The sequence below is a fragment of the Cupriavidus basilensis genome (assembly GCF_008801925.2).
In the GTDB taxonomy this organism is placed as follows: domain Bacteria; phylum Pseudomonadota; class Gammaproteobacteria; order Burkholderiales; family Burkholderiaceae; genus Cupriavidus; species Cupriavidus basilensis.
In genome coordinates, this window is sequence record NZ_CP062803.1 from 1,154,258 (window position 1) to 1,168,812 (window position 14,555).

General features: G+C 66.3%; 12 protein-coding genes and 1 tRNA gene. 3 read left to right on the forward strand and 10 right to left on the reverse strand.

Going from position 1 to position 14,555, the window contains the following annotated elements:
- Positions 1 to 67: 67 nt before the first annotated feature.
- Both F7R26_RS05215 and F7R26_RS05220 read right to left on the reverse strand, forming a co-directional pair.
- Entirely contained in the window at positions 68 to 955 is an 888-nt protein-coding gene (locus tag F7R26_RS05215; protein WP_150986257.1) for a class I SAM-dependent methyltransferase, read from the reverse strand.
- 187 nt (positions 956 to 1,142) lie between these two features.
- Complete coding sequence (locus F7R26_RS05220; RefSeq protein WP_150986256.1) at positions 1,143 to 2,096, reverse strand: bestrophin family protein; 954 nt, start codon at positions 2,094 to 2,096, stop codon at positions 1,143 to 1,145.
- Positions 2,097 to 2,395: 299 nt separating this feature from the next.
- On the opposite strand from F7R26_RS05220, the gene F7R26_RS05225 reads away from it, so the two are divergent.
- The 3 genes from F7R26_RS05225 (at position 2,396) to F7R26_RS05235 (ending at position 7,212) form a co-directional block, all read left to right on the forward strand.
- Positions 2,396 to 4,087: a DUF342 domain-containing protein gene (locus tag F7R26_RS05225; protein ID WP_241754426.1), complete on the forward strand. Its 1,692-nt coding sequence runs from the start codon at positions 2,396 to 2,398 to the stop codon at positions 4,085 to 4,087.
- Positions 4,088 to 4,378: 291 nt separating this feature from the next.
- Positions 4,379 to 4,888: a response regulator gene (locus F7R26_RS05230; protein ID WP_241754427.1), complete on the forward strand. Its 510-nt coding sequence runs from the start codon at positions 4,379 to 4,381 to the stop codon at positions 4,886 to 4,888.
- 260 nt (positions 4,889 to 5,148) lie between these two features.
- Positions 5,149 to 7,212 (forward strand): gamma-glutamyltransferase family protein, encoded by a 2,064-nt coding sequence (locus F7R26_RS05235; protein WP_416351306.1) that lies wholly within the window; start codon positions 5,149 to 5,151, stop codon positions 7,210 to 7,212.
- Positions 7,213 to 7,460: 248 nt separating this feature from the next.
- Here the strand turns inward: F7R26_RS05235 and F7R26_RS05240 are convergent, their stop codons facing one another.
- The 8 genes from F7R26_RS05240 to F7R26_RS05275 all read right to left on the reverse strand — a co-directional run bounded on the left by F7R26_RS05240 (position 7,461) and on the right by F7R26_RS05275 (position 14,541).
- Complete coding sequence (locus F7R26_RS05240; RefSeq protein WP_150986255.1) at positions 7,461 to 8,030, reverse strand: hypothetical protein; 570 nt, start codon at positions 8,028 to 8,030, stop codon at positions 7,461 to 7,463.
- A 468-nt stretch (positions 8,031 to 8,498) separates the two neighbouring features.
- Positions 8,499 to 9,368 carry a transcriptional regulator gene (locus F7R26_RS05245; protein WP_150986254.1) on the reverse strand — a complete coding sequence of 290 codons (870 nt, stop codon included), beginning with the start codon at positions 9,366 to 9,368 and terminating at the stop codon, positions 8,499 to 8,501.
- Between the two features lie 460 nt (positions 9,369 to 9,828).
- Positions 9,829 to 10,263, reverse strand: a complete 435-nt coding sequence (locus F7R26_RS05250) for a hypothetical protein (protein ID WP_150986253.1) — start codon at positions 10,261 to 10,263, stop codon at positions 9,829 to 9,831.
- A gap of 452 nt (positions 10,264 to 10,715) precedes the next feature.
- A tRNA-Thr gene (locus F7R26_RS05255) sits at positions 10,716 to 10,791 on the reverse strand.
- Between the two features lie 126 nt (positions 10,792 to 10,917).
- Positions 10,918 to 12,366: an amino acid permease gene (locus F7R26_RS05260; RefSeq protein WP_150986252.1), complete on the reverse strand. Its 1,449-nt coding sequence runs from the start codon at positions 12,364 to 12,366 to the stop codon at positions 10,918 to 10,920.
- A gap of 112 nt (positions 12,367 to 12,478) precedes the next feature.
- Positions 12,479 to 13,492: an amidohydrolase family protein gene (locus tag F7R26_RS05265; RefSeq protein ID WP_150986251.1), complete on the reverse strand. Its 1,014-nt coding sequence runs from the start codon at positions 13,490 to 13,492 to the stop codon at positions 12,479 to 12,481.
- Complete coding sequence (locus F7R26_RS05270; RefSeq protein ID WP_150986250.1) at positions 13,489 to 14,037, reverse strand: 3-hydroxyanthranilate 3,4-dioxygenase; 549 nt, start codon at positions 14,035 to 14,037, stop codon at positions 13,489 to 13,491. The genes F7R26_RS05265 and F7R26_RS05270 overlap by 4 nt, the downstream gene beginning before the upstream one ends.
- Positions 14,038 to 14,118: 81 nt before the next feature.
- Complete coding sequence (locus tag F7R26_RS05275) at positions 14,119 to 14,541, reverse strand: RidA family protein (RefSeq protein ID WP_150986249.1); 423 nt, start codon at positions 14,539 to 14,541, stop codon at positions 14,119 to 14,121.
- Positions 14,542 to 14,555 lie beyond the last annotated feature (14 nt).

Genomic DNA, 14,555 nt, shown 5'->3' on the forward strand with positions numbered 1-14,555 from the left:
GCGCCGTCGAAGCGGCGCGTTTCCATTTGCGGACAGCCGCGCGCCATTGGCTTGGCGCGAGCCAGCTTCAGCCGGCAGCAGCCGGCTCCTGCGTATAGAAGCGCGCTTCCATCTCTTCCAGTCCCAGCGTGCGCAGCACTTCGTTCAGCCGCTCGGCCGGGCGGCGGCGCGGCAGGTCCTTGTACTGCGCGATGATGAGCTCGTTCTTCATCGAGTGCTCCCAGCCCACCAGCTCGGTCACGCTGACCTGGTAGCCATGCGCCTCGAGCTGCAGGCAACGCAGCACGTTGGTCACCTGGCTGCCGAACTCGCGCGTATGCAGCGGGTGGCGCCAGATCTCGGTCAGCGGATTGCCGGCCAGCAGCTTGCCCTTGTTCTTGCGCAGCACGCCCGCCACCTCGGCCTGGCAGCACGGCACCACCACGATGTACTTGGCGCGCTTTTCCAGCGCGAAACGGATCGCATCGTCCGTGGCTGTGTTGCAGGCGTGCAGCGCGGTGACGATGTCGATGGTGGGCGGAAGCTGATCGGAGGTGATTGAATCCGCCACCGACAGGTTCAGGAACGACATGCCCTTGAAGCCTAGCCGGCTGGCGAGTTCCTGCGAGCTGCGCACGAGTTCTTCGCGCGTCTCGATGCCGTAGATGTGCGACTGGTCGAGCTGCGCCTTGAAGAACAGGTCATACAGGATGAAGCCGAGGTAGGACTTGCCGGCGCCGTGGTCGACCAGCGTCACGTCCGGGTGATCCTGCTTGAGGTCTTGCAGCAGCGGCTCGATGAACTGGAACAGGTGGTAGACCTGCTTGAGCTTGCGGCGGCTGTCCTGGTTCATCTTGCCGTCGCGCGTGAGGATATGCAGCGCCTTGAGCAGTTCGATGGACTGGCCGGGGCGGATTTCGTGGGGGCTGGGCGCCGGTGCGGCGGGCGTCTTGGACGCCGGGGACTTCTGGGCCATCTGGGATGTCTGGAACCTGGGGAAAAGCGGTGAGGCGTGCGCCAAAGCCGGACGACGCTGCGCCGGTACAGCGGCAGTTTACCGAAAGTCGCGCTTGCCCGGGCGAGTGGTGCAACCGGCGCATGCCGGCCCCGCCTTGCCAGGCGCCCCCGGAAAGGCCCCTAAACAAGCCCCCTGAACAGGCCCGCTATAGCAGGCAGTAATCCACGGGGACGAGCGGTGGCGGCAGCTCGGTCTCGCCCAGCGCTTCCTTCATGCCGATCTCGATGGCGCGGCAGAGCGCATCGAGCGGCAGGTCGTTGGCGCTGCTGCCGAACGGTTCTTCCAGCTCATCGCCCAGCGCATCCAGGCCGAAGAAGGTGTAGGCCACGATGGCCACCACCACGGGCGTGACGAAGCCGATGGTATCCACCAGCCCGAACGGCAGCAAAAAACAATAGAGGTAGGCGGTACGGTGCAGCAGCAGCGTGTACGAGAACGGGATGGGCGTGTTGTGGATGCGGTCGCACGCCACCGCCGTGGCCATCATGGCCGACAAGGTGTCGTCGATGCCGGCGGCGAGGCAGGGCTCGACGCGGTGCTGCCGCACGCACTGGCCCAGGTCTTCGCCCATGCGCATCATCAGCAAGGCGGGCGCATTGGTGGTGCGCTGCAGGTCGGCGAGCTCTGCCGGGCGCAGCCACGCGGGGTCCAGGCCGGTGGCGGCGCTGGCGCCGCGTAAGCGGTTGCGCAGCGCGTACGCGTAGGCAATCGTGCGGGAGATCATGCGCACGCGCGCGTCGTTCAGGCCCGCCGGCTTATGGCCGGCGCTGTCCGGCACGTTGTCGGCGATCAGGCTGAGGCATTGCCGTGCCAGGTTGTGGCTGCGCACCACCAGCTCTCCCCACAGCTTGCGCCCTTCCCAGAAGCGATCGTAGGCGGCGGTATTGCGAAAGCCCAGGAAGATGGCCAGCGGCAGGCCGATCAGCGTGAAGGGGATGGCGGTGAGCGTGATCTTGTGCTGGAAGAACGCGCCGTGGCTGAGCGTGACGGCAACCGCTACCAGCAAGTTCACCAGCAGCACGCGCCAGATGCGCGACAGGATCGAGCCTCGCAGGACCAGGAACAACCTCGGTCCCGATGGGCGGTCTCGCACAATCATCTGTGATCCCCTGGCATTGCGGCACGGCATTCCGTCGATGGGCAGAAGTGTACATTTTTCGCCTCGGGCGGTGGGGTGCGGGCTGCGCCGCGGCTCAAGTTTCCGGCGAAACGGCCGATGGTGTTGTGTGCGTCGGAAAGGGACCAAGATCCCGCGGCGCATCAATGACATCCCCGGCTTCAAAGGCCTGCCTGGCAGGCCACGGGCACCGGGCGGCCGCGCCATGGCGCAGCGGCGGCGCGGCACTGCCAAGGCCGGGATTGCGGACGACCCCGAGGACGGGGCGGAGCCGTCCGGACATGATCCATCAATGGAACAACCGAATGGAAAACCGGGGACAAGACACAGGGGACGGCGGCTTACGGGTTAGCCTGGACGACAGCGCGCGGCAGCTGCGCGCGGCGTATGCCGCCATGCCGGGCCGCATGGCGCCGGACCGCGCCGCGCTGCAAGAGGCGCTGGCCAGGGGCGGCTGGGCGCAGGCGAAACTGGACACCGCCGCAATCGGCACCTTTCTCGCGCAATGCCAGCGCGCCACCGAGGGGACGCCCGTGGAGGCGCTGATCGGCGAGCTGACCGACGGCTACTTCGATCTCAGCGTCAGCAGCGACAACTTGAGCGTGCGGCTCAACCTGCTGCCGCCGCAAGGCGGGCGCGAGGTGTCACGCGACGAGATCCGTGCCGCGCTGGCCGAGCGCGGCATCAAGGCCGAGCCGGACAGCGCCGCCCTGCGTGGCGCGGTCGAGGCGGGCTATTGCGACGGGCTCGAGATTGCCACGGGACGCGCGCCGCTGCCCGGCATGCCGGCGCGCTTCGAGAGCCTGCTGGCCCCGCCCAAGCCGCTGGTTGCCGAGGACGAAAGCGGCCGCATCGACCTGCGTGACCTGGGCACGCTGTTGCTGGTCAATCCCGGCACGCCGTTGATGCGGCGCATCCCGGCACGCCAGGGCAGCGACGGCATCGATGTCTTCGGCAAGGTGGTGCCCGCCGTGCCGGCCGCCGATCCGCCATTTGCGGACGGCTTGAGCGGCGTGGCGCCGGATCCCGCCGATCCGGAGGTACTAGTGGCGGCGATCTCGGGCTCGCCGTCCTTGTTGGCACAGGGCGCATCGGTGAGCCCGGTGGTCGATGTGGAAGCAGTGGACATGCATTCCGGCAACGTCACTTTCGACGGCACGCTGCGCGTCAACGGCGATATCAGGACCGGGATGACCGTGCGCGTGACCGGCGATGTGATCGTCACCGGCACCATCGAGGCTGCCCACGTGGAGGCGGGCGGCAATGTGGTGGTGAAGGGCGGCATCATCGGCAAGGCCGAGGGCACGCATCAAGGCATCCATCAAGGCACACAACAGGGCGCCGAGGGCGTCGCGCTGGCGCGGGTGACCTGCAAGGGCTCGCTGCATGCGCGCTTCATCGAAAGCGCGGTGGTCGAGGCTGGCACCGAGGTCAAGGTGGAAAGCGGCATCCGCCAGAGCGACGTCTGCGCCGGGCGCAGCATCATTGCCGGCAGCCCCAAGGGTGGCCAGGGCAACATCACCGGCGGGCGCTGCCGTGCGCAACTGGCTGTGCGCACCGCCACCCTTGGCGCCTCCGCGGGCACCGCCACCACCGTGCAGGTGGGCACCAACCCCTACGCCGAAGCCGAGAAGGCCGAGCTCGAGGCCCAGCGCCGCCAGCTGGAGGCGGAGCAGGCCAAGGTGCAGCAGCTGGTCAGCTTCTTCGCCAAGAATCCCGAGAAAGCGGTGGGCGACCTGCGCGAAAAGGCGCGCGCCACACTGTTCAAGCTCACCCGCGACTCGATTGCGCTCGACGCCAGGCTGGCCAAGCTTGCCGAGCAGCTTCGCCCGTCTCCCGAGGCGGTGATCGAGGTGAGCCGGCGCATCCACGGGGGGTGCAGCCTGCATATCGGGCAGAAGTCGATGAAGATCATGGAGGACAAGCCGGGCGGCCATATCCGGCTGGTGGAGGACCGCATCGCGCTGGTCTGAGTCACCCTCGCTTCCCGTAGCACGCCGGCCGCCGCGCTCTTGCGCGGCGGTTTTGCTTGTGCCGTGCGGAACAATATGCGGAACACGTTACGTGACGCGTAACATGCCCCGGCCCCGCCCGGGCCGCGCCGCGCGCCGCCCGCGCAAGCGGCAATCCCTTGCGCCGCAAGGCCTGGCGGCCTGCCCAGCCGCGCGCGGGAACCCGCGTTGGCGGCTGGCACGTGCCTTGCACCGTACCCTGTCAGGCGTCCCCGCTGGCGCCGTTCCAGAAAAAAAGCAAAAGGAGGAATCATGGACATGGCACTCACCAGCCGGGCAGGCGTAGACAGCATCACCGCGCGAGGCGTCTCGCCGGGCGTGCCATCGGCCATGTCGGCGCGGCAGGTTGCCAGGCTGCCGCTAGCGTCGCACGGCACGGCGCCGCTCAGGGCGGTGGTGATCGACGAATGCGCGCTGCTGCGCCTCGGCCTGGCCCGCATGCTGGAGAGCATGCCAGGCGTGGCGCAGGTGGACGGCGTGGATCCCGACGACCTCTCCATGCACGGGGCCACGATCCGCGAGGCCGGCTTGCTCGTGTTTGGCATGCCGCAGGACGTGACCAGCGGCTGGCGCCTGCTGCGCAAGCTGCGGAGCATGCTGCCCGCCCAGCGCGTGCTGCTGCTGTCGGACAATATGTGGCTGCACATGCCGCCGCCGGAGATGGGCTACGGCATCTGCTGCTGCCTGCCCAAGACCGCAGCCCTTGTGACCCTGGAAGCCGCCATCAGCAGCATGCTCGAGGCCGAAGTGCTGGCCGCCTGAGCCGCGCTTCAATCCAGGGGGGGCGAGGGGGCAGGGCGTCAACGTGTCCATGCCGCCGACAGCCTGATGCGCATCTTGCAGCACTCCCAAGTATGAACCACGTTCACATGTCTGTAAATCCAGACATGTAGCTATTCAGAATCGTGAATGGCAGGTCTATGTTGATCCTTCGTCACAACCGCTCCCCCATCAGCAGCGGTTGCGGCGATCGACGAGGGAAGCGTCGATTTTCTGAAGCCTCAACATAAGACAGGAAGAACATGCCAAAAACTGCTCACGAAGCGGTGACCTCGCCTATGGATCCGGCGGGCCCCCGATTCACGCCGACCCGGATCAGCGCCATCGCGCTAGCCTGCCTGGCGCTGACCCTGGGTGCCTGCGGCGGCGACGATCCCGTTGCAACCACAGCCCCGGCTTCGACCACCCCGACGGTGGTCGCGGGCTGCGAACTGAACGGCACCACCGGCGGCGAAGCCGTGGTGTTGCCGGGCGACCCCAACGCGCCGGAGATCGCCACCGGCTATGCGCCCAAGAATACGGTCTACGCCAAGACCTATATGGCGGTGACCAACAACCCGGTCTCGACCAAGGCCGCCTGCGACGTGCTGAAGAACGGCGGCACGGCAGTGGACGCCGCGGTAGCGGCGCAGATGGTGCTCAACCTGGTCGAGCCGCAATCCTCCGGTATCGGCGGCGGCTCCTTCATCATGTACTACGACGCGGCCACCAAGCAGGTCACCGCCTACGACGGGCGCGAGATGGCGCCGGCCGCCGCCGACGGCAACTATATCCAATGGAAGTCCGCCGCCGACCAGACTCCGCCGGCACCTAACGCGACGCACAGCGGCCGCTCCATCGGCACGCCCGGCACGTTGCGCGTGCTGGAGCTGGCGCACGGCGAGCACGGCAAGCTGGCCTGGAAGGACTTGTTCTCTCCCGCCATCAAGCTGGCGACCGATGGCTTCGCGATTCCGCCGCGCATGGCTGCCGCGATCGCCTCGGCGGTCAGCAACCCGGTGACGGCCGCCAGCATCAAGCGCGACGCCGAGATGGCCGGATATTTCCTCAATGCCGACGGCACCCCGCGCGCGGTCAACACCATCATCAAGAACCCGGCACTGGCCAATGTGTTCAGCTCGGTCGCCAGCGGCGGCGCGGATGCGTTCTACAAGAACGGCCCGATTGCCCAGGCGATCGTCGCCAAGATCCAGAACACTTACGGCGGCACCGCCACGCCAGGCCTGACCACGCTGGCCGACCTCGAGAACTACGTCGCCAAGAAACGCACGGCGGTTTGCACCACCTATCGCGAGTACGAGATTTGCGGCATGCCGCCGCCGTCCTCCGGTGGCATCGCGGTGGCGCAGATCATGGGCATCGTCGAGAACTACGAGATGTCGCGCTATGCGCCGTCGAACATGGACAAGAACGGCGGCCGCCCGAACGTGCTCGGCGTCCACCTGATGGCCGAGGCAGGCAACCTGGCCTATGCCGACCGCAACAAGTATGTGGCGGATACCGACTTCGTCGGCCTGCCGGGCGGTAGTTGGGAAAGCATGCTGAACAAGCCTTACCTGCGCAAGCGGGCAGACCTGATCAGCACGGTGGGCTCCATGACGCTGCCGGTCGCCGCGGGCGACCTCGGCGCCGTGCCGCTGGCCCCGTCGGTCATCAACGAGCACGGCACCACGCACCTGTCGCTGACCGACAAGTACGGCAACGTGGTCTCGATGACCACCACCATCGAGGCCGGCCTCGGCTCGTATCACTTCACCAACGGCTTCCTGCTCAATAACCAGCTGACCGACTTCAACGCGGCGCCCGCCGATGCCGGCGGCGTGCCGATCGCCAACCGCGTGCAGCCGGGCAAACGCCCGCGCAGCTCGATGGCGCCCACGCTGGTGTTCAAGCGCAATGCCGACGGCTCGCGCGGCGACTTCTACATGACCACCGGTTCGCCGGGCGGCGCCAGCATCATCCAGTACGTAGCCAAGACCCTGGTGGGCGTGCTGGACTGGAAGATGGACGCGCAGCAGGCTGTGTCGATGATCGACTTCGGTGGCTCAAACAGCGCCACCAGCGGCATGATGGTCGGCGGCGAGCATCCCAACGTGGACGCCACCAAGCCGGCCGGCGGCCTGGCCGGCGACAACGATCCGCTGGTCAAGGGCCTGCGCGGGCTCGGCCACGTGGTCAACGTGACGGCGCAGTCGAGCGGCTTGAGCGCCATCATCCGCACCACCGTGGGCGGGTCGACGGCACTGGTCGGCGGGGCCGATCCGCGTCGTGAGGGCGTGGTGCTGGGCGATACGTTCAAGCCATAAGCCATTTGCTATAAGCCGGAACGGAAGGGTTTGCGGAAATTTCTCCGCATGCATTGGGAAGTGGCTGATTGGTTGATGCGGCTCCGCTCGCTAAAGTAGTCACTTACCGCTCTCTCCCCGGGGGTGGTTTTCCCGAGAGGGCCTAATCCCTTGGCCCTCCTTCCGTGGCGCTGCATGCTCTTGCATGCGGCGCTTTTTTTTCCGCCTTCCCCCTTACCTTTCCCTCTGCCTTCCCACCACGGAGTCGCCTACCAGACCCGGATCTTGAGTTGCAGCGAGATGCAGCCATCCACCTTCCCCCGCATCGTCGGCACGTAGATCAGGTTCGCTCCCACGCGCCCATACTCGATGCTGATGACGGGCGCCGCCATTGGCGACCAGCCACCGTGATTGACATCCGGATATCCGCGCACCGCGCCCGCCGTGGCACCGATCCGTACCGGGCCAAGATGCAGAGGTTGCCAGGTGACGGTCGCATAGGTGGAGTGATCGCGCATGCTGTTGCGGTACTCGCCGGCCGACAAGGTGAAATCCTCGGTGATGCGGACATCCGCGCCGATGCCCCAGTTGGCCGCGTTGTAGTGCGCCGCATGATTGAAGTGGTAAGAGAGAAACCCGGCGTTTAGCCAGACCTGGGGGCTGAACGCGGGCGCCGGCGTAGCCTGTGCCGGATCTGCCGGGGGGTCTGGCGGCGTGCTGTCATCCGCGCGGGCGGCGGCCGCCCACAGAGATGCGCCTAGCGCAAACACCATCACCATCAGGAGCTTGCGCGGAAAAAGGCGATACCTCGCCGCGCCAGGAACTGGATAAGCATCCATGGCCGCTTCCTTGTCGATTGTCTTGGCTGGGAGCTGGCTGGACGCGACGCGAATCGGCGTGCGGGCGCAGCCATCCTGCGCGAGTCCGGCGTGGCGCCGGCGGCCCTAGGTGGCGGCGGTGTGCATGATGTTCCCCGGTTGCGTGGCAAGTGCGAACGCGTACCGCGTGCTGTGCGGCCGCTTCGTCATCAGTCCCGGCGGCCAATTGGATCGGCGGGCCGGTCTTGTATTTATCGTGTTACCAGTCTGGTGCTTCGGCGCGAGGGATTCAATCAATCGAATGCCGTAAGCCTATGGAGGGGATTGGAGGGCAAGCGGATGTCAACGTGCCGGTAATACGGCACGTTCCGCGAGCTTGCGCAGGCAGGCGGGGGAGGGTTGCTATGCCGCTGGCGGCTGCCATGCGGCAGCGCCAGGGCATGGCGCAATCAGGCAAACACGCGTTTGACGATGCGCGCTTGGGTCAGGTCATGCGGCAGACGCGCTGGCGGAACCGGCCTGGCTGTGCGCCATCGTGCGCCAGGCCAGGTGCGCGGTGCCGGCGGGCGGCTCCGCACGCATGGCTTGCGCGCGCACATCCGGAAAATCCGCTGCGTCGAGCCAGACCGACAGGAAGGCGCCCATCGCGTCGAGCAGCGTGTCCGAGTTGATGCCGGTCGGCCCGCCCACCTTCGGGCAGATGACCAGTTGCGTGCCCTCGTGCGAATACACGCGCAGCGTCTTGACCAGGTCTGCCGGCTGCAGGTGATGCTCCGAGCAGGGCACGCCCTGGAAGCCAAACGCCAGCAGGAATTCCTCTTCCTCGGCCTGCCCCGTGCAGAGAATCACCTTGGGACGCATGCGCCGGCGCTGCTCCGCGATAAAGCGGAAGCGCCCACCCTGGCGGCAGAATTCCACATAGCGCCAGTTCGGGCTGAGGCACGGGTTGCGGCGAAAGGTCTCGATCTGCGACAGGTCCATCTGCTGCGGCTTGGGCAGAGGGTAGAGATTGATCTTGAACTCCCAGCCGCGCGGCGCGTAGAGGTACTGGTCGAAGTAGCCGCGCCAGTCCAGCCCCGGCATGGTTTCACGCAGCGTTGCCGCGCGCGTCGCCGCCATGATGCGGGCGAGGCGCTGGTGCGTTTGCCAGCGCGGCATGTCATGCCGGTGGCGCTCGCGGAATGCGCTGTCCCAGGCGGGCGGCTCATGCACCGGCGCCAGCGAGGCACCCGGCGTAGACGCAAGCAGGTGGGGCTCCTTATCGCATATCCAGACCGCCGCGCCGATGTTCCCCCCCTCCATGCCGGCGTACGAAGAGAAATACGCGTCCAACTCCTCGCTGCTGAAAACTGATGTCATTTGCTCTCTCATTCTTCGTGGCCCGTCATGCAAGTCCCTGTCGATGCGCGGCGCGCGACAGGGCTCCCCGAGTAGCGGCGGCATGGCGCTGCGCGCTCGCGCGTGAATGACAAGGACAAGCGCAATCACCGTGCCATCTGGCCGACGGCGCTTGCTGACGTGGTGCGGTGGTGGTGCGAGGCGAATGGGGGCAGGCTGGAAGCCGCGCCAGATAAGGGATTGCGGGCGATCTGCCGATGACGGGGAGGGGGCGGATGCCATGGGCCGCCACGCGGGCGGATGGCGCGGCGGTGTTACGCGTTACGTAACGTGGGCGGTGTGGGGGAACGCGGAGGGTAGCTAGCGTACTGCGCCTTTTGAGCAGACCTGCCCCGCTGTGAGGCAGTCGGCGAACCGCCGCACGCAGCGCCGGCCCCCAAGGCCGGCAGGCCTAGCCGCCCACAGAAGGTCCGGCGGGCATCTAGACCTTATTCGCGTCGAAGACTAGCAAGAACGCGGCAACCATGTCTGAGATTTCCGTGGTCAGGCATCTGCTCTTCAATCCTGCCGGGCCGCATTTTGCAAGCATTCGCTGGCCGATGACCTCGAAGTTGTATGGGCTGAGCGCGGCCTTCGCCCGTTCAAAGCACGCGGCGCCTGGGCCACCTTCATAGACCTTGCCGTATTTCCCATGGCAGTAGCTGATTGCCGCACTGATTGCGGCGCTGCCAGCTGCTAAGGCAGTGGTGGTTTTGTCATCTAGCGCATGTGCTGGCCTGGTGAGGCAAAGGAGGAGGCCAAGGGTTATGAGGGTTGTTTTTCTGACCATTTTGATCGCAGTGAGTTGGAGCGCTGCCAGCGCCCGCAGTCGGAAATTGAGCATCGCCGGATTCTTCCACGATTGCTGCTTCTCCAATGTAGTAGCTTCGTGGGGTGGCTCTACTTCTGCGGGCTCCCGCCTTTAACGAGCCACTAACGCAACAGTAGGCCGTTGCTAAACGTGCCGTGCCAAATCGTGCCTATCCGCGCTACCCGTTGTCTACGCCAAGGACGGTAACCGCTAGGGCATGGAGAGGGTGCTGACGAGTCTTGGCGGCGGCGGCCTGGCTGCCTGCAAGAAGCGGATGGGTGAATTCGACGCGGCCGAGAAGGCGCTGCTAAACCATCGGGCCGCCCGGTGCGGCGCCGTTGGAAGGCGGGCACCATCACGCATGTCGATTGCAGGGAGGCCTGCGCCGAACCGAGCAGGCAGACGCCGTGCTCGCGAGGCGCTGAGTCGTCTCCATGGCCCGGGGCTGAAGTCGAGGCGGCAAAGTGACGCCAGAAAAGAAAAAAGCCCTTGAAATTCAAGGGCTTAGATCTAATTAATGGTGCCGAAGAGAGGAATCGAACCCCCGACCTTCTCATTACGAATGAGCTGCTCTACCGACTGAGCTACTTCGGCCCACCATCCGTCAACAACTGGATGAAGCCCGCAATCATAGCAGCGTTTTTTTTTGCTGTGAAGTCCAGGAGCAAATTTTTTGCCGGGAGTCCCTGCAGGCACGCCGCCGGGTGGCGGCGCGGTCATTCAGGCGGCGTCGTTGGCGGGCAGTGGCGCGGGCCCGGCACGATGGCGGAACCGGAGCAGGTAGGCCACGCTGAGCACTGCCAGGAAGGGGATGCCTGTGAGCAGCGTCATGCGGAAGGCGTCGGTAAACAGGGTGGTCAGCATGATGGCCAGCAGCATGCCGGCACCTAGCAGCGTGAGCACGGGGAAGCCGCGCATGCGGAAGGCCAGGGGGCGGTTGCCGGCGGCGGCCCATTGGCGGCGGAAGCGGTAGTGGGTGACGAAGATCATGAACCAGGTGAAGAGGGCGCCGAACATGGAAATGGCCATCATCAGCAGGAAGGCATCGCCGGGGTAGAAGACGTTGAGGCCGGTGGCCAGCGCGATGCCGATGCTGGAGAGCAGCAGCGCGCGCACGGGGATGCCGCGCTTGCTGACTGCGCCGAAGCTGCGCGGCGCCTGCCCGGCGCGTGCCAGGCTGAACATGGTGCGGGTGGTGATGTAGAGCTGGCTGTTCATGGCGGACAGCGCGGCGATCAGCACGACGAAGTTGATGATGGCGGCGGCGCCCGGCACGTGGACGGCTTCCATCACCTGGACGAAGGGGCTTTTCTGCGCGCCGGCCTGGTTCCAGGGGACGATGGCGAGCATCAGCGCGAGCGTGAGCAGATAGAACAGGCCGAGCCGGATCATGGTGGAGCGGAAGGCTTGCAGCACGGCGCGCTCGGGGTCCTGGGCTTCGCCGGCGGCGACCGCGATCATCTCGATGCTGAGGTAGCTGAAGATCGATACGATCACCGCGACCCACATGCCCCACAAACCGTTTGGCAGGAAGCCGCCGTGCGCCGTGTAGTGATGGAAGCCGGCGCCGGCCGCGCCGCTGCCGGTGCTGCCGGGCGCGCCGAAGACGATGTAGGCGGCCACCAGGATAAAGGCGACGATGGCGATGATCTTGACCATCGAGAACAGGTACTCGACGGCGCCGAAGATGCCTACGCCCACCAGGTTGATCAGGATCAGCGCGGCGGAGAACGAGACGATCCAGAACCAGGCGGGCACCTGCGGGAACCAGTACCCCATGTAGAGCGCCACGGCGGTGACTTCGGTGCCGACCGCGAGCACGATCGAGGCCCAGTAGGCGTAGCGCACCAGGAAGCCGGCGAGCGGGCTGACATAGTGCTCGGCATAGGCGCCGAAGGAGCCGGAGGTGGGGTGGGCTACCGTCATCTCGGCCAGGCAGCCCATCAGCAGCAGCGTGACCAGTGCACCGATGGCGTAGCTGAGCAGCACGCCGGGGCCGGCGAAGCCGATGGCAAAGCCGCTGCCCATGAACAGGCCGGTGCCGATGGCGCCGCCAATGGCGATCATGGCGAGCTGCGCGGGTTTGAGGCTGCGGTGCAGGCCTTGCTCGCGCTGGACGATTTGCTGGAAGCCTCCGCTTGCGTGGCGTTGCCCGTTTCCTTGTTCCATGTCTCCTCCTTGGTTTGCCCACCGCCCGTGCCTTGTCGGGCACGAGCGGCGTCATTTTTGGCTTGTCGTTTGTTGCTTGTCCGTTCGTGGCTTGTCGTTTGTTGTTCGTCGCTTATGACTTGCTATCCCCGAGCCCGAAGAATGCCGCCGCGTTGGCGCCCAGCAGCTTGCGGCGCGCCGCGTCGGCAAGATCGGTCGCGCGGATCAGCGCGCCGACCTGTTGCTCGCCAAGCGGATAGGGGTAGTCCGAACCGAGCATCACGCGGTCCTCGCCCATCACGTCGACCAGCAGCTTGAGCGCGCGCGGGTCGAACACAGCGGAGTCCACGAAGAAGCGGTTGACATACGACGAGGGCGGGTGCGGGCAGTCCTCGCGCACAATGTCGCGATGGCGCCAGGCGTTGTCGACGCGGCCAAGCAGGAAGGCGAAGCTGCCGCCGCCATGCGCGAAGCACAGCTTGAGCGAGGCCGGGATGCGCTCGAACGCGCCGGACAGGATCAGCGACAGGATGCCGAGCTGCGTTTCCGCCGGCATCGACACCAGCCACGGCAGCATCCACTTTTTCATGCGTGGCGCGCCCATCATGTCCCACGGGTGCACCAGTACGGCAATGCCTTCGTCGGCGCAGTGGATGAGGAAGGTGATCAGGCCTTCGTCGTCGAGGTCGCGGTCGCCGAGGTGGTTGCCGATCTGCACGCCGACATGGCCTCCAGCCTTGGCGCGCGAGGCTTCGCGGCAGGCCGCGTCGATATCCTGCAGCGGCACCTGGGCCAGCGCCTTGAGCCGCGCGGGGCGGTGCGCGCAGAGTTCCAGCGCGTAGTCGTTCATGCGCTGCGACCAGGGCACCGCGACGTCTGCCGGATAGCGGTAGCCGAACATCACGGGCGTGGCGCACATGAGCTGGATGTCGACGCCGCAGCGGTCCATTTCCTCGATGCGGCGCGCGGGGTCCCACAGCGCGGAGTAGACCGGGCGGAATGGCTGGTCGCCGGTCATGATCATGGCCGTGTCCGTGCCATTGGTCTGCAGCCAGGGCGCGGCGACGGGGTCAAGCGCCGCGGCCTCCTGGCGGGTGATGGGCGGGAAGAAGTGGCTGTGGATATCCACTACGCGGTTGGTGCTCATTCAGGGTCCTTGCTGGCCGGTGCCGAAGCACGGCCCGGATGCACCGTGCCGCATTGCCCGCAGCGGCGCAGCGCTGCGTTGTCGTAAAAGCCGGCAAACAGCGGCGGCAGGTCGGTGACGATGCTCTTGAGCTGCACCTCCACGCGGTGCACCAGCGCGCTGCATGTGGGGCAATACCACTCGAAGCCGTCCACCACGCCTTCGGGGCGCTGGCGCTCGATCACCAGGCAGCGGCTGTCGGCCTCGGGGCGTTGCGGGGAATGCCGCACGTGCGCGGGCAGCAGGAAAATGTCGCCCTCCTTGAGGTCCACCCGCTCGCGCTTGCCGCGGTCCATGATGTCCAGCCAGGCATTGCCCTTGAACTGATAGAAGAACTCTTCGAGCGGATCGTCATGGAAATCCGTGCGCTGGTTTGGCCCGCCCACCACCGTGACGATGGTGTCGGCGTCCTGCCAGACCTGCTGGTTGCCCACAGGCGGCTTGAGCAAGTGCGCGTGCTCGTCCAGCCAGCGCGGGAAGTTGAGGGGCATGCCGTAGGTGAACATGGCGCGAGTCTCTTGTGCGGGTGAGGTTGCGATTGCGATGTCGGGCGTGTCGGCGCATCAGTGCATCAATGCATCAGTGCATCAGCGCGGCAGCGGCCGGTAGGCCACGGCCTTGATCTCGATGAGCAGATGCGGGTGCGGCAGCTGATGCACGGCCACGGTGGTGCGGGTCGGGCCGTCGTAGTCGAAGTACTCGCCGTAGACCTCGTTGTAGCCGCCGAAATCGTTCATGTTGACGAGAAAGGTGGTGATCTCCACCAGGTCGGACAGATCGCAGCCGACGCTTTGCAGGATCTCGCGGATATTGAGGATCACGGCGCGGGTCTGCTCGCGGATGTCGAGCGCGGTCACGCCCATGGCGTCGGCGCTGGCGCCGGCGAAGCTGTTGTCCGCGCGGCGCGAGCTGGTGCCCGAGACGAACAGGAAGTCGCCGGCCCGCTTCACGTGCGGGAAGCGGCCGCGCGGGGTGGCCTTGTCGGTCAGGACTTTGGAAAGCGTAGTCATGCGTGGTCTCCGGT